We start from the raw sequence: 15,179 nt of genomic DNA on the forward strand, positions 1-15,179 counted from the left end.
TCTGCACTGACTCTTCCTGCGAACTCATGGTGAATCAGCCCAGTTGTACCGCATCACGAGGGTGTCCTCGTCGATGTCGTCGGCGAGTTTGTCGATGAGTTCGTCGCGTTCGAGGTCGCCGAACTGTTCGAGTTCGTAGGGCTTGACCGTCACCGGACTCGTCTCGCCGTTGGCGATGCGCTCCTGCATCTTCACGACGCCGTAGATGAGCGCCTCGGGACGGGGCGGGCAACCGGGGACGTGGATGTCCACCGGGATGACCTCCTCCGCGCCCTTGATGACGTTGTAGCCCTCTTGGAACGGGCCGCCGGAGATTGCGCACGACCCCATGTTGACGACGAACTTGGGTTCGGGCATCTGGTCGTAGACGCGCTTCATCCGAGGGGCGAACTTCGAGACGATTGTCCCCGGAACAATCATCACGTCTGCCTGTCTCGGGGACGCGCGCGGGACGCCCGACCCGAAGCGGTCGAGGTCGTGCTTGACCGCGTAAGTGTGCATCATCTCGATGCTGCAGCACGCGATACCGAACTGCAGCATGAACATCGAGGACCCCCGCACCCAGTTCATGAACTTGTCGAACTTCGTGAGGATGAACGGCGTCGAGCCGAACGCCTCCCGAAGCTTCGAGTTGAACCGACTGTCCACACCCTCCATCCGGGCCTCGCGGGTCTTGGTCTGCGGGTCTGTGCTACCGTGAATCGTCTCCCGTGGTTCGTTACTCATTATCGTTTCACGCTCCGTTGCGAACGGTCGGGATTGCGGACCCACCGTACGGCACCGTTACGCCACGCCCAGCCGAGACCGACGACGAGGACGCCGATGAACACCAGCATCGGCAACAGGGTCTTGGCCAGTCCGACGCCCTCCATCGAGACCGCGCTCCGGTAGATAACCGTCCAAGGGAAGATGAGGACGGTCTCGATGTCGAAGACGACGAACAGCAACGCGACCATGTAGTACTGGATGTTGAAGCGGATACGCGTCCCGCCCGTCGGCACCTCGCCGCTCTCGTAGGTGGCGGTTTTTCCTTTCTCGGGCACGGTAGGCCGGAGCAGGCTGGAGACCGCCATCATTCCGAGCGGTATCAACAGCCCCACCAGCGCCAACGCGCCAATCGCTATCCATGGATTCATGCCGATATTCTCCTACCATCCCGAGATTATGAGCGCACCCCTATAAGCGTTGATTCTTGCGATTCCAACGAATCTGGCCGCCTCACGCGCCTTTCGACGGCTTGACGGTTCCTGTCGAGAAACGGAATGTTTCCCTCCGAATCCGGAACCTCGCGAGTTTCACCGACGCTACACCGCGGTTATCAGCGCCTCGGACTGACAATAAGCAGAGTAAACCGAGGAAACCCGGGAGAAAACGGCCGCTAAGCGGAGACGTACCTCATCTTTCGTCCGGAATAACGGGGCTGTTCGACGGGAGAGAGATGGGGTGGCGACAGACAGTTTGCACCGCCAGAGGTCCCGGCCGTGCGAACGCTTCGCGGCTACTCCTCCTCGTCACGGAACCCCGGCGTCCCCCGTTCGTGGAGACGCCGAGAGACGGTAGCCACGTCCTCCTGCAGTTCGTCGTGATACGTCACGAGGCGGTCTCGGAGGTCGCCGTGCTGGCGCGCGAGAATCTGGACCGCCGACAGCGCCGCGTTGAACGACTTGCCCGCGTCCACCGCGACGATAGGGGCGCCCGTGGGCATCCCGACCACCGAGGGCAGTGACTTCTCCTGCACCGGCACGCCGACCACGGGCAGCGGGTACGCCAACGAGGCGGTCATGTTCGGCAGGTCCGCCGACTTCCCGCCGGCACCCGCGATTATCACGTCGAGACCTCTCTCCTCGGCGGTCTCGGCGTAGGCGTACATCAGTTCGGGAGTGCGGTGGGCCGATACCACGTACGTCTCGAACGTGAATCGGGCCTCGGGCGGGTCGTCGTAATCGGTGATTTCCTCGAATCCTACCTCCGTGAGGGCGTCGTAGGCCCCCTCGGAGTCGTCCGACCCGGCCATCACGTCGAGGTCCGAGTCGCTCCCCATCACGATGCCGATTTCGGGGGTGTCCTCGGGGTCTCTGTCGCGCTGTGCCTCCGCTCGCAGGTCGTCGATGAGTCGCTGGAGTTCGCTCATTCGAAAGTCACCTCGTCGCGCAGGTCGCGGGCGGTGCGAAGCAGGTCGTCCACGTCGTCGTCGCGCGAGTCGCGGCCGCCGACGACGGTCAGGTGGCCCATCTTGCGCAGGGGGTACACCTCGTGTTTACCGTACCAGTGGAGACTCGCGTCCGGGTGGGACAGAACCGCGTCGTCGCCGGAGTGGTCGGCGGGCCGGCGCTCCTCGCCGCCGCCCAAGAGGTTGGCCGACGCCACGGGACTCCGGAGGTCGGTCGCGCCGAGCGGTCGCCCCGTCACGGCGCGGGCGTGCTGTTCGAACTGGGAGGTCAACGCGCCTTCGATGGTGTAGTGGCCCGAGTTGTGGGGTCGCGGGGCGATTTCGTTCACCAGAATCTCACCCTCGCTCGTCTCGAACATCTCGATGCCGTAGACGCCCCGACCGGAGAGCAGGTCGAGTACGTCCTCGGCGACTTCCCCGGCGCGCTCGGCGACCGCGTCGTCGGTCCGGGCCGGAACGACCGTCTCGCGCAGAATCTCCTCGCGGTGGACGTTCTCGCCGAGCGGGAACGTGGCGCTCTCGTCGGTCCCCTCGACGCCGATTACCGAGACTTCGCGCTCGAAGTCCACGAACTCCTCGACCACCGCGTGGACGCCGTCGGCGTCGATTTCGGCCAGCGCCTCGTCCACGTCGGTCTCGTCTTCGACGGGGACGTTGCCGCGGCCGTCGTACCCGCCCTCTCGGGCTTTGAGCATGACGGGGTAGCCGAACTCGTCGAGCGCCGCCTCTAAGTCCGCCCGGTCGTCCACCCGGCGGAACTCGGGCACGGGGACCCCCGCCTCGGCCAGCGTCTGGTTCTGGACGAGTTTGTCCTGTATCGTCCGGAGCGTCCCGGGGTCGGGGTTCACGGGGACGCCGTACTCGGCTTCCACGGTCTCCAGCAGGTCGGGGTCGGCCAACTCGATTTCGTACGTCAGGTAGTCCGACCGCGCGGCCAGTTCCCGGACGGCCTCCTCGTCGGTGAACTCGCCGACTATCTGGTCGCGGGCGACCGGCGAGGCCGGGCAGTTCGGCGTCGGGTCGAGGACGACAACTTCCACGCCGAGCGGGGCGGCCGCCTCCGCCAGCATCCGGCCGAGTTGGCCACCGCCGACGACGCCGAGCGTCTCTGTGTCGGTCATCTGCGCGTCAATTGTGGACGCCCCTGCATAAGATTTGCCAACTCGGACGGGCGTTGTCCAAGAACGTGGGTACTCGGAGTTCCTACGCGTCGGTCACGTTGCCCCCGCCGCTCGCCGACGGGAGGTAGTCCTCGTCCACGAAGAACACCGTCTCGCTCCCCCAGAGGGTCAGTTCCTCCTCGAAGGCGCGGTAGCCGTCGAGTCGCTCGGCGACCTGCGAGCGGTCCCCGGCGCGCGCCACGACCACGGGCGGCGGGTTCGACCCGACTACGTCGAGTTCCGTGGTGCTATCGACCGCCGCGCCGTACATCTCGGTGTACCACGGTATCGGCAACCGGTCGTACCAGCCACCGCCCGCGGCCCAGCGGTCGTTCTCGGACTCGTTGGCGACGTAGAAGTCCGACCCGTAGTAGAGCACGTCGGTACCGTCGTTGTGCGCCGCGGCGTAGCGCACCCGTTCGAGGGTCGGCCGGATGCCCGCCGCGGGTTGGCCGTACTGGACCAGTCGATTCTCGTCCTGTTCGGCGTCGTCCACGTAGTGGTCGGCCGGGTGCAGGTAGGTGGAGTTGACCGCGGTGGCTCCGACCTGCCCGGCGAGCAGCAACACGAGCAGGGCCGCGAACGTGGCGCTCACGGCGTCCCCGTCGGCGACGGCCTCCGAACCCCACCGGACGAGGATGGCGAGACCGACGCCCGCGGGAATCGCCAGCGGGACCACGGCGTGGACGACCTCCCACGGGAAGGCGTTCTCCACGATGACCGGGTAGCCGAGGACGCTGACGAACCCCCAGTAACTGGCGAACGACACCACGTCTCGCGGCCGGTCACCGACGTATCGGTCCGCGACGAAGCCGACCACCGACAGCGCGAGGAGGACGGCCGCGCCCTCCCAGAGAACCGCGCCGAGCGACTTGAACGTCGAGAGGTACGACGACTCGTTGCCGCCGCCCCACTTATCGACGAACGACTCCCACGACCCCACGGTGGCTTCTTCGATGACTGCGGGGAACAGCCCCGGATTCGAGAACGCCTTCCAGAGACCGGGGTCGGAGGTGGGTCCGGCCCGCGGCGCGTAGAAGAAGATGACGACTGCGAAGAAGAAGACGAGGGCGAGGACGAGGTGGAGCGCCCACCAGTCGTGCCAGAGAGCGTCCCACGCCCTGCGGGCGCGGTCGCGGAGGAACGCCTTCCGGTCGTCGGCGCGCGCGGCCAGCACGAGACGATGGTCGAACAACAGGACCGCCGCGCCGACCCACGTCACGACGTAGACCAGCACGTTCTCCTTGGTGGTGAACGCCAGCGCGAGCATCAGCGTCCCGATGTAGAGGTATCGCGGCTTCCGGGTGTCGAACAGCCGGGTGTAGAACGCCAGCGCGTACACCATGAACGCCGCCAGCAACACGTCGTTGCGCATGAACCGCGAGTAGTAGAGGACGACGGGGTTGACGGCGAGGAACAGGCCGACCGCAATCATCTCGACCCGACGGAGTCGCTCGCGGAACAGCCACGCGGTCAGCGGGAGCAGGCCCGAGACCACGGCGATGGGGACGCGGGCCACGAAGTCGCTCGCGCCGAACAACTGGAACAGGTACTTGTTCACGTGGTAGAGGAACGGGCCGTGGATGACGGCGTGATACTCCCAAATGCCGTTCTCCGCGTAGCGCAGAATCCAGTAGCCGACCCTGCCCTCGTCCCAGTGGAACACCCGGGAACCGAGCGCGAAGAACCGGAGCGACAGCGACAGGAGGGTCACGCCGAGGACGGCGGCCGCGGTCCGCGCGCCGACCGTCCGACCGAACGCGTTCACGGAATCGGGGAGCCATCGCCGAGCGTCCGCGGACTTCTCGTCTGCGGTCATCACTTCCGGAATCCATCCGGAGGGATACAAGTTTTCCGGAGAACGGTAGTTCTTTTACTCGCCCAGACTTCGGACCCAACATGGTTTCCCTCGGTCTCGTCGTCTCGCGGTTCAACCGCGAGGTCACCGAACAGATGGAAGAACGCGCCAACGAGGCCGCCGCCGACCGCGGTGCCGAGGTGGTCGAGACGCTGCGCGTCCCCGGCGCGTACGACGCGCCGCTGGCGGCCGACCGCCTCGCCAGACGCGACGAAATCGACGCCGTGGCGGTGGTCGGGACCATCGTGACCGGCGACACGGACCACGATAAAGTCATCGCCGACGCCGCCGCGAAGGGCCTGACCGACGTGAGCCTCGACCGGGACACGCCGGTCACCTTCGGCGTGAGCGGTCCGGGCATGTCCGGAGCGGAGGCCCGCGAGCGCGTGGACAAAGGCACGGAAGCGGTAGACGCGGCAGTCGAACTTGCGGAGGAACTCTAAGATGCACTTCTCAGACCGAATTCAGCGAGTCGAACCGAGCGCGACCCTCGCCATCAGCAACCTCGCGGCCGAACTGGAGGCCGATGGCGCGGACGTCGTGGACCTGAGCGTCGGCGAACCCGACTTCCCGACGCCCGAGAACATCGTCGACGCGGGACAGGAGGCGATGGACGCGGGCCACACCGGCTACACGTCCTCGAACGGCATCCCGGAACTCCGCGAGGCCATCGCCGAGAACCTTCGAGGCGACGGACTCGACTACGAGGCGGAGAACGTCATCGTCACCCCGGGCGCGAAGCAGGCGCTCTACGAGACTGTCCAGACCCTCGTGGACGACGGCGACGAAGTCGTCCTGCTCGACCCCGCGTGGGTCTCCTACGAGGCGATGGTCAAACTCGCGGGCGGAAGCCTGAACCGCGTGGACCTCGCGCCCCACGACTTCCAACTCGAACCCGCGCTGGACGACCTCGGCGAGGCCGTCTCGGACGAGACCGAACTGCTCGTCGTCAACTCGCCGAGCAACCCCACGGGCGCGGTCTACTCCGACGCCGCGCTGGAGGGCGTCCGCGACCTCGCGGTCGAACACGACGTGACCGTCATCAGCGACGAAATCTACCAGCAGATAACCTACGGCGCGGAACCGACCAGCCTCGGCACCTTCGACGGAATGGCCGAGCGCACGGTCACGGTCAACGGCTTCTCGAAGGCCTACTCGATGACCGGGTGGCGACTCGGCTACTTCGCCGGGCCGGAAGAGCTGATTTCGGAGGCCGGAAAGCTCCACTCCCACTCGGTCTCCTGCGCCACCAACTTCGTCCAGCACGCGGGCGTCGAGGCCCTGGAAAACACCGACGACGCGATAGACGAGATGGTCGAGGCGTTCGCCGAGCGCCGCGAGTTCCTGCTCGACCGCCTCGGCGAGGAGGGCGTCGAGGCCCCCGAACCTGACGGCGCGTTCTACCTCATGATGCCGGTCGCAGACGACGACCAGCAGTGGTGCGAGGACGCGCTGGAAGAGGCCCACGTCGCCACCGTCCCCGGCAGCGCCTTCGGCGCGCAGGGCTACGCCCGCATCTCCTACGCCAACAGCAAGGAGCGTATCGGCGAAGCCGTGGACAGACTCGTGGACGCAGACCTGCTGTAATCGAGCGAACTCCGTTTTGCGGTCGGGGATTCCGTTCTCCGGTTTTGTTCTTCGACCCGATAGCTACGTCAAGTGATGCCAGTCGTACAGCTAATAGGCTATTCTCCGACGACGAAATACGGTTCCCTCATGCGAAAATCCATAACGAACGAGCATTAACTACAACCGTAGTAATAAATTCAAAAGCTTCGTTACCGACCGACCGGAACAGTCCGAATTGGTCCTTCCATGTCCACAACCGATACATCGGGTGCCGGCGGCGCTGGCCGTAACCGATTCATCTACGTCACCGCCGCGCTGGCCGCCCTCAACGGACTGTTGTTCGGATTCGACACGGGAATCATCTCCGGCGCGTTCCTGTACATCAAACAGACGTTCGTCATGTCGCCGCTGGTCCGCGGCATCGTGGTCAGTGGCGCGATGGCGGGTGCCGCGGCCGGGGCGGCGCTCGGCGGGAAACTCGCCGACCGCATCGGTCGCCGCCGACTCATCCTGCTCGGCGCGGCCGTGTTCTTCGTCGGGTCGTTCACGATGGCCGTCGCGCCGAACGTCCCGGTGCTCGTGCTGGGCCGACTCATCGACGGGGTCGCCATCGGCTTCGCGTCCATCGTCGGTCCGCTCTACATCTCCGAAATCGCGCCGCCGAAGATTCGGGGCGCGCTCACCTCGCTCAACCAACTCATGGTCACGGTGGGTATCCTCGTCTCCTACTTCGTGAACTACGCGTTCGCCGACGCGGGCGCGTGGCGCTGGATGCTCGGGGCCGGGATGGTTCCGGCGGTCGTCCTCGCTGTGGGGATGGTCAAGATGCCCGAGAGTCCACGCTGGCTCTTCGAACACGGTCGCCGCGACGAGGCCCGCGAGGTCCTCGAACGCACCCGCGAGGGGAGCGTCGAGGCGGAACTGTCCGAAATCTCCGAGACCGTCGAGAAACAGTCGGGCACGGGACTCGGCGACCTGCTGCAACCGTGGCTTCGCCCGGCGCTGGTCGTCGGTCTCGGACTCGCGGTGTTCCAGCAGGTCACTGGCATCAACGCCGTCATGTACTACGCGCCGACGGTCCTCGAATCGACCGGGTTCGGCAGCGCGACATCGATTCTGGCGACCGTGGGTATCGGCGTCATCAACGTCGTCATGACCGTCGTTGCCATCGCGCTCATCGACCGCGTCGGGCGGCGCGTCCTCCTGCTCGTCGGGGTCGGCGGGATGGTCGTCACGCTCGCCGTCCTCGGTGCCGTGTTCTATCTGCCCGGGTTCTCCGGGGCGCTGGGGTGGTTCGCCACCGGCAGTCTCATGCTGTACGTCGCGTTCTTCGCCATCGGTCTCGGGCCGGTGTTCTGGCTCCTCATCTCCGAGATTTACCCGCTGTCGGCCCGCGGTACCGCGATGGGGGCGGTGACGGTCGCCAACTGGGGTGCCAACCTCGTGGTCTCGCTGACGTTCCCGATGCTGACCGCCAACGTCGGCACCTCCGTCACGTTCTGGCTGTTCGGCGCGTTCAGTCTCGCCGCGCTGGTGTTCACCTACTACGTCGTCCCTGAGACCAAGGGTCGCTCGCTCGAAGCGATAGAGGCCGACCTCCGCGAGAACGTCGCCACCACGTCGGTCGGTGACGCGGCGAGCGAGTCGCCGGAAACCGGCGACGACTGACGCCCGGGTTCAGTCGGACTCAGCCTACGGTGCCACCGCTCGACGCCTACCTCGTCCGTTCCCACGTTTTTACTTCGTCGGGTGTTCTCACGTCCTCGCTTCACTCGGACGTTGGGGGTACCCCTCTCTGCTCACGGCTCCGCCGTTCGCACGGTACGAGGGGCTTAACCCCTCGCTACTTGTAAAAACGTGGATGAAAACGGGACGCTCGCTCCCGCCGGTCGCTCGCGTCTCGACAGTCGGAGTGTTACTCCAGACTCAGGCCCGGGTGCCACCGCTCGACGCCCGCCTCTTCTTTCACCTCGTCCATCTGCGCCAGAAGCTTCACCGCGAGGCTGGCCGTCTCGGCGGCCCGGTTCTCGCCCTCGGTCAGGAACTCGCCCGTCTCGCGGTTGGCGAACACCGAGCAGACCGCTCCCGCCCGCAGCCCGTAGATGTTGGCGAGGGTCATGATGGCGCTGGCCTCCATCTCGATGTTCTTGACGTTCGCGTTCTTGAGACCCTCGACGAGTTCGTCGCTCCCGGCGGCCTCGAACCCCTCGAACCCGGGGCGTCCCTGTCCGGCGTAGAAACTGTCGGCGCTCATCGTGATGCCGGTGTGATACTCGTAGTCGAGGCGTTCGGCGGCCGCGACCAGCGCCGAGACGACTTCGTAGTCGGCGACCGCGGGGTAGTCCTCGCGGACGTACGCGTCGCTCGTGCCCTCTTGGCGGACGCCGCCGGTCGTGATGACGAGGTCCCCGACCTCCATGTCGGGTTGAATCGCGCCGCAGGACCCGACGCGGAGGAAGGTGTCCGCGCCGACGCGGGCCAACTCCTCGACCGCGATTGCGGCCGAGGGGCTTCCGATGCCGGTCGAAGCGACGCTGATGGGCGTCCCGTCGTAGTCGCCCGTGACGGTCCGGTACTCGCGGTGGTGACCCATCTCCTCGGCAGAGTCCCAGAACTGGGTTATCTTCTCGATGCGCTCGGGGTTGCCGGGCAGGAGGACGGCGTCGGCCACGTCTCCTTCGCCGACTTCGAGGTGGTACTGCACGTCGTCGTTCGGGTCTTCGCTGTCGCCGGTCATGCCGTTGGCTGACTCGGCGGCGCGGCTTAAAGGGTTCGTCGCGGCCTCGAATTCGGGGCGGGCCGACGGAAGCGAGAGGCTTTTCTCCGACGCGGTCCGAGCGCACGGCGTGTCGCGCTATCGAGACGCCGCGTTGTTCGTGTTCCTCGCAGTCGCGTGGGGCGGGTCGTTCGTCGCCATCGAGGTGGGACTGGACTCGCTGCCGCCCCTGTTGTTCGCCGCGCTCCGGTACGACGTCGGTGCGGCCATACTCGTCGTCTACGCCGCGGTCGCTCGCGACCGATGGCTGCCCCGGACCCGAGACGACTACCTCGCGGTCCTCGTCGTCGGCGTGTTCCTCATCACGGCGGCGAACGGATTCCTCTTCGTCGGTCAGCAGTACACGACCGGCGGGGTCGCGGCGATTCTGTACAGCCTGAATCCGGTGCTCACGACCGGATTCGCCCGGAGCTTACTCCCCGGCGACCGACTGTCCCCGCTCGGACTCCTCGGACTCGTCGTCGGACTCGGCGGCGTCGCGTTGGTCGTTCGACCCGACCCGGCGAACCTGCTCGCGGGCGTAACCGGGAAGCTGCTGGTCGTCGCCTCCGCGACCAGCGTCGCGCTCGGGAGCGTCCTGCTCCGACGGCTGAGACCCACTACCGACAGCACCGCGACGACCGCGTGGGGGATGCTGGTCGGTGCGATACTGATGCACGGAGCGAGTCTCGCCGGGGGCGAACCGCCGCGACTCGCCGAGGCGCTCGGCCCGCAGGTAGTCGTCCCGCTGGCGTACCTCGGAGTTGTCGCCACTGCGGGAGCGTACGCCGCCTACTTCGGACTGCTGGAGCGTCACAGCCCGGTCCAAGTGAATCTCGTCTCCTACCTCGTGCCGATGGTCACGGCGGTGGTGGGGTGGGTCCTGCTCGGCGAATCGCTGACCCCGGCGACGATAGTCGGCTTTCTGGTCATCCTCACCGGGTTCGCACTGGTGAAACGCGAGGCGCTGGTCGCGTTCGCAGGTCGGTACTCGGTCGGAGCCACGCCGCCGACCCGAAACGAATAGTACCGCACTGCCTGCGGAGCGACCGTTTTCTCGTTACTCCAGCATCTCCTCGGTGATGGTGTCGGGCAGGAGTTGGCCGAGCGTGTAGGTCGTCGTATCGTCGCCCTCGTCACAGACCACCGGCAGGTCGTCGTCGCAGAACTCGGCGAGCGTCTGTCTGCACATCCCGCAGGGAGTCACGCCGTCGCGCCGCGCGGAACTCACCGCCAGCGCGTCGAACTCACGGTGGCCCTCCTTGACGGCCTCGGCGATGGCGACCTCCTCGGCGTGGAGCGAGTTGCTGTAGTTGGCGTTCTCGATGTTGCACCCGACGTAGACGCTTCCGTCTGCGGTCCGGAGCGCCGCGCCGACCGGATAGTCCGAGTAGGGGACGTGTGCGTCGTCCTGCACCTCGCGAGCGGCGTCGATGAGTTCGTCCATAGCGGCGGAGATTGGGTGTCGGCGGTGAAATATCTCCCGCTCGGCGCTCGCGCGCGAAGGTTCAAGTACGAAGCCGGGACGAATCCCGCACGGACGTTCCGTGCGGTTCCAGAACGGTAGTTCGCGCGCACTGCGGAACCGCCAGTCCGACTAACCGGAGACGGCTGAGCCAGTAGCGCCGAGTTACATCCTCCTCGTCTCGTTCGAGGGTCTCGACCGTCTCGCCAGCGCGGGCGGAACTCCGTCGCCACACACGGGAGGAAGGAGTCGCAACTTCGAGAGGACGAACGAACCGCTACTCCTCGCCGGACTCGTAGTGGTCGCCCGCGGCGTCGGGAATCCGGGTGTGACCGACGAACGCCAGCACGACGACCACCGTCACGTACGGGATGATGCCGATGAGTTCGCTCGGGACGTTGTAGCCGAGTTGCTGGAGTCGAATCTGGAGCGCGTCCAGACTGGCGAAGAGGAACGACGCGCCGAACGCGCCCAGCGGGTTGTAGTTGCCGAACAGGTAGGCCGTGATGCCTATCCAGCCGCGACCGTTGACCATCGTCGCGCCGCCCCCGATGAACTGCCCGACGCGGCCCAGCGCCAGTCCGGCACCGCCGAGGCCCGAGAAGAACCCCGACAGCAGGACGCCCGAGTAGCGAATCTTCCGGACGTCCACGCCCACGGTATCGAGCGCCTTCGGGTTCTCGCCGCTGGCCTCTATCCAGCGTCCGAACGCGGTCCGGTTCAGCACGTACCACCCGGCGGGGACGGCGACGAGCATCATGACGACCGGCGGACTCGCCGTGAAGAAGGTGATATCCGTGAACGGAATCCCGAACGTCCAGTCGTTCAGCGTGGCGACCGGCGGACTGTTGACCTGCCCCCAGATGACCTTGCTGGCGAACGGTGCGAGACCGAGTGCGATGAGCCACACGGCGAGTCCCGCGATAATCTGGTCGGCCTTGAACTCGATGCAGATAATCGCGAACAGCAGCGCGAACAGGACGCTCGCGAGTACGGCGACCGAGAACCCGAGCCAAAGCTGGAACTGGGTGGGACTGCCGCCGCTTATCGTTCCGGCCACCGCGATGGAGGTGAACGCCGAGATGATGAGCAGGCCTTCGAGACCGATGTTGATGACGCCGCTCTTCTCGGCGAAGATGCCGCCGAGCGCGGCGAACGCGATGGGCACCGTGAGCCGAAGCACCGACCTGACGTAGTTGGCGTCCACGATGCGGACGATTTCGGAGACCGGACTCTCGGGGAAGAACAGTTCGACCGCGACCAACGCGAGGGCGGCCAGAACCGCGATACCTCCGAGCCACCGTCGCTTCTGCGAGGGGTCGGCGTAACTCATCTATCGTCACCTCCTTGGTCGCCGTCGGCACTTCCGCCTGTCGTCTCGCCCGCACCGTCGGTGGCGACCGAGGGTCGCTCGTCGCCGAACCGGAACCGCGCGCCGACCATCCGGAAGAACTCGGGCATGGCGACGAACAGGATGATGAGACCGCGCAGGACCCCGACCAACTGCTTGGGGACCGAAAGCTGGAACTCGATGGCTAAACTGCCGGTCTTGAGCGCACCGAACAGCAGTGCGGCCGGAATCACCCCGAGCGGGTTGTTCCCCGCGAGGATGGAGACGGTGATGCCGTCGAAACCCAACGACGGGATGCCCGTCCGCCAGCGCGAGGCGACCATCAGGACGTACACCGCGCCGCCGATACCGCCGATTGCGCCCGACAGCGCCATGCTCGACACCATCGTCCGCTTGGCGTCGACACCGCCGTACTCGGCGGCCTCGGGTTGGACGCCGCTCGTTCGGAGGTCGTACCCGAACGCGGTCCCGTTGAGCATCCAGTAGATGCCGCCAGCGAGGGCGAGCGCGCCGACCAGCGCGACCATCGAGAACACCGTCGTATCGAAGAACACCGGGCGAAGTTGCGCGAAGGCCGGAATCGCCCGCGTCTGGACGGTCTGGCTGTCCGGGTCCTTGAACACCTCCGAGACGAGCGTGAACGCGATGCCGGACGCCACGAAGTTGAGCATGATGGTCGTGATGACCTCGTTCGCACCGGCGTAGGCCTTCAGTGCGCCCGGAATCGCACCCCAAATTCCGCCGACGAGCGCGCCCGCGAGCAGGCCGACCGAGACGAGAATCAGCGCGCCCGCGATGCCCGCGGGGACGACGGCGCGACCCAGAGGACCGCCAGCGCGGTTCCGAGCGCGCCCAACACGAGTTGCCCCTGCGTCCCGATGTTGAACATCCCGGCCCGGAACGACACCGCGACTGCCAGCCCCGTGAACAGGAGCAGCGTCGTCTCCTTGAGCGTGATGGCGACGTTGTACGGCGGCCACACCGCGCCGACGAGCAGGACCCGATACACCGCGACCGGGTCGTAACAGAACGACCGACGCCCGACGCGGCGAAGAACGGACTTTCACAAGTCGCCACCCAACCGGAGACGAGGATGACCAGCGCGCCGACGACCACCGACAGCACGAGCGCCGCGAGGCTGATGAGGATGCGCTCGGCCGCGGAGGCGTCCACGAGTCGCGCCAGCGCCCGGTCGGCCCGGCCCTGCCACGAGTCGTCGGGGTTCGGGTCGGCGCGTTTGTCGTCGGAGTCGCTCATCGCTCACCCCCGACAGCGTCGGCGATGCTGGGCGCGTTCTCGGGGTGTTCGCCCGCCATCAGCAGGCCGAGTTCCTCCTCGGTCACGCGGTCGGGGTCGACCACGTCCATGATTTCACCCTCGTACATCACGCCGAGGCGGTCCGAGAGCTGTTGGACCTCGTCCAACTTCGAGGAGACGAGCAGGATGGTCTTGCCCTCGCGCCGCAAGTCGAGGATGCGCTCGTGGATGAACTCGATGCTCCCCACGTCCACTCCGCGGGTCGGATGCGAGGCGACTACCACTTCGGGGTCGCGGGCGAACTCCCGTCCGACCACGAACTTCTGCTGGTTGCCGCCCGACAGCGACTCGGACTCCGCGTCCGGGTTCGGCGGGCGTACGTCGTACTCCTCAATGATTTCCTCGGCGTGGTCGCGGGTGTGCCCCCAGTCGATGCGACCTTTCTCGGCGAACTCGGACGTGTGTTGGCTCCCGAGCAGGCCGTTCTCCACGAGGTCGAACTCCATCACGAGACCGCGCTCCTGCCGGTCCTCGGGGACGTACGCCATCCCCGCGTCGATTCGCTCGCGCCGCGAGAGGTCGGTCACGTCCCGTCCGTAGAGCGAGACCGACCCCGATTCGGGCGTGGCGAGACCGGTAATCGCCTCGACGAGTTCCGACTGGCCGTTGCCGTCCACACCGGCGATGCCGAACACTTCGCCCTCCCGGGCGGTGATATCGACGCCGCTGACCTGCTCGACGCCCCGGTCGTCGGTGACCCGCAGGTTCGACACCGACAGTCCCACCTCGCCCGGTTCGACCGGTTCCTTGTCGGCCTCCAGCAGGACCTCCCGCCCGACCATCAGTTCCGCGAGTTCCTCTCGACTCGTCGCGTCGGCGTCCACCGTCCCGACGTTCCTGCCGTCTCGGAGGACCGTGATGTCGTCGGCCGACTCCATCGCCTCGCCGAGTTTGTGCGTGATGAAGATGATGGTCTTGTCCTCGGCGGCGAGTTCGTCGAACACCTCGAAGAGGTCCTCGACCTCCTGCGGCGTGAGGACAGCAGTCGGTTCGTCCAGAATCAACACGTCGGCACCGCCGTACAGAGCTTTCAGGATTTCGACTCGCTGTTGCACGCCCACGCTCACGTCCTCGATGCGGGCGGTGGGGTCGACGTCGAACCCGTAGCGCTCGCTCAGTTCCCTGACGTCTCGCTCCGCCTGCGCGCGGTCCATGGCCAGTCCGCCCCACTTCCGGGGTTCGTGGCCGAGGACGATGTTCTCGGCCGTGGTCAGGGTGTCGACTAGCATGAAGTGCTGATGAATCATCCCGACGCCCGCGTCGATAGCGTCGCGCGGCGTGTCGAACGTACGAGGCTCCCCGTGGAGATGGACGGTACCCCCCTCGGGCTGGTAGAGACCGTACAGGACGTTCATCAGCGTCGTTTTCCCCGCGCCGTTCTCGCCGAGCAGGGCGTGGACAGTTCCCTCCTCGACTTCGAGGTCGACCTCGTCGTTGGCGACGACCCCGGGGAATCGCTTGGTGATTCCCTCGAGATGGACGGCTACGCTCATTCTTAGTCGGTGTTCTCGGCCTTCCCGCTTAAGATGCGCGG

At 66.4% G+C, this 15,179-nt stretch carries 13 protein-coding genes and 1 pseudogene; 4 read left to right on the forward strand and 10 right to left on the reverse strand.

Annotated features, from left to right (window positions below):
* Positions 1 to 24: 24 nt before the first annotated feature.
* The 5 genes from FXF75_RS07930 to FXF75_RS07950 form a co-directional block, all read right to left on the reverse strand.
* Complete coding sequence (locus FXF75_RS07930; RefSeq protein WP_163521958.1) at positions 25 to 729, reverse strand: NADH-quinone oxidoreductase subunit B; 705 nt, start codon at positions 727 to 729, stop codon at positions 25 to 27.
* A complete protein-coding gene (locus FXF75_RS07935; protein ID WP_163521364.1) occupies positions 726 to 1,136 on the reverse strand; it encodes an NADH-quinone oxidoreductase subunit A in 411 nt (136 codons plus the stop codon). The genes FXF75_RS07930 and FXF75_RS07935 overlap by 4 nt, the downstream gene beginning before the upstream one ends.
* Before the next feature lie 362 nt (positions 1,137 to 1,498).
* The gene (gene purE / locus FXF75_RS07940) at positions 1,499 to 2,131 is read right to left on the reverse strand and encodes a 5-(carboxyamino)imidazole ribonucleotide mutase (protein ID WP_163521365.1); all 633 of its coding nucleotides are present in this window, start codon (positions 2,129 to 2,131) and stop codon (positions 1,499 to 1,501) included.
* A complete protein-coding gene (locus FXF75_RS07945; protein ID WP_309221795.1) occupies positions 2,128 to 3,303 on the reverse strand; it encodes a 5-(carboxyamino)imidazole ribonucleotide synthase in 1,176 nt (391 codons plus the stop codon). Before FXF75_RS07945 ends, purE begins: the two co-directional genes overlap by 4 nt.
* Before the next feature lie 70 nt (positions 3,304 to 3,373).
* Complete coding sequence (locus tag FXF75_RS07950) at positions 3,374 to 5,149, reverse strand: flippase activity-associated protein Agl23 (RefSeq protein ID WP_163521367.1); 1,776 nt, start codon at positions 5,147 to 5,149, stop codon at positions 3,374 to 3,376.
* Positions 5,150 to 5,229: 80 nt separating this feature from the next.
* On the opposite strand from FXF75_RS07950, the gene ribH reads away from it, so the two are divergent.
* The 3 genes from ribH to FXF75_RS07965 all read left to right on the forward strand — a co-directional run bounded on the left by ribH (position 5,230) and on the right by FXF75_RS07965 (position 8,425).
* The gene (gene ribH / locus FXF75_RS07955; protein WP_163521368.1) at positions 5,230 to 5,631 is read left to right on the forward strand and encodes a 6,7-dimethyl-8-ribityllumazine synthase; all 402 of its coding nucleotides are present in this window, start codon (positions 5,230 to 5,232) and stop codon (positions 5,629 to 5,631) included.
* 1 nt (position 5,632) lies between these two features.
* Positions 5,633 to 6,775: a pyridoxal phosphate-dependent aminotransferase gene (locus FXF75_RS07960; protein ID WP_163521369.1), complete on the forward strand. Its 1,143-nt coding sequence runs from the start codon at positions 5,633 to 5,635 to the stop codon at positions 6,773 to 6,775.
* Between the two features lie 228 nt (positions 6,776 to 7,003).
* A complete protein-coding gene (locus tag FXF75_RS07965) occupies positions 7,004 to 8,425 on the forward strand; it encodes a sugar porter family MFS transporter (RefSeq protein WP_163521370.1) in 1,422 nt (473 codons plus the stop codon).
* Between the two features lie 247 nt (positions 8,426 to 8,672).
* Here FXF75_RS07965 and FXF75_RS07970 read toward each other — a convergent pair whose 3' ends face one another.
* Positions 8,673 to 9,494: a nucleoside phosphorylase gene (locus FXF75_RS07970; RefSeq protein WP_163521371.1), complete on the reverse strand. Its 822-nt coding sequence runs from the start codon at positions 9,492 to 9,494 to the stop codon at positions 8,673 to 8,675.
* Between the two features lie 109 nt (positions 9,495 to 9,603).
* On the opposite strand from FXF75_RS07970, the gene FXF75_RS07975 reads away from it, so the two are divergent.
* On the forward strand, positions 9,604 to 10,539 hold the full coding sequence (locus FXF75_RS07975) for a DMT family transporter (protein ID WP_163521372.1): 936 nt from the start codon (positions 9,604 to 9,606) through the stop codon (positions 10,537 to 10,539).
* A gap of 33 nt (positions 10,540 to 10,572) precedes the next feature.
* Here FXF75_RS07975 and cdd read toward each other — a convergent pair whose 3' ends face one another.
* From cdd to FXF75_RS07995, 4 genes and pseudogenes are all read right to left on the reverse strand, one after another.
* Positions 10,573 to 10,959: a cytidine deaminase gene (gene cdd / locus FXF75_RS07980; protein ID WP_163521373.1), complete on the reverse strand. Its 387-nt coding sequence runs from the start codon at positions 10,957 to 10,959 to the stop codon at positions 10,573 to 10,575.
* 295 nt (positions 10,960 to 11,254) lie between these two features.
* Positions 11,255 to 12,310, reverse strand: coding sequence for an ABC transporter permease (locus tag FXF75_RS07985; protein WP_163521374.1), 1,056 nt, complete (start codon positions 12,308 to 12,310; stop codon positions 11,255 to 11,257).
* Positions 12,307 to 13,585: pseudogene (locus FXF75_RS07990) on the reverse strand (ABC transporter permease). Before FXF75_RS07990 ends, FXF75_RS07985 begins: the two are co-directional and overlap by 4 nt.
* A complete protein-coding gene (locus tag FXF75_RS07995) occupies positions 13,582 to 15,138 on the reverse strand; it encodes an ABC transporter ATP-binding protein (RefSeq protein WP_163521375.1) in 1,557 nt (518 codons plus the stop codon). Before FXF75_RS07995 ends, FXF75_RS07990 begins: the two are co-directional and overlap by 4 nt.
* Positions 15,139 to 15,179: the final 41 nt, after the last annotated feature.

This window comes from Halorussus sp. MSC15.2, from assembly GCF_010747475.1.
Classification (GTDB): domain Archaea; phylum Halobacteriota; class Halobacteria; order Halobacteriales; family Haladaptataceae; genus Halorussus.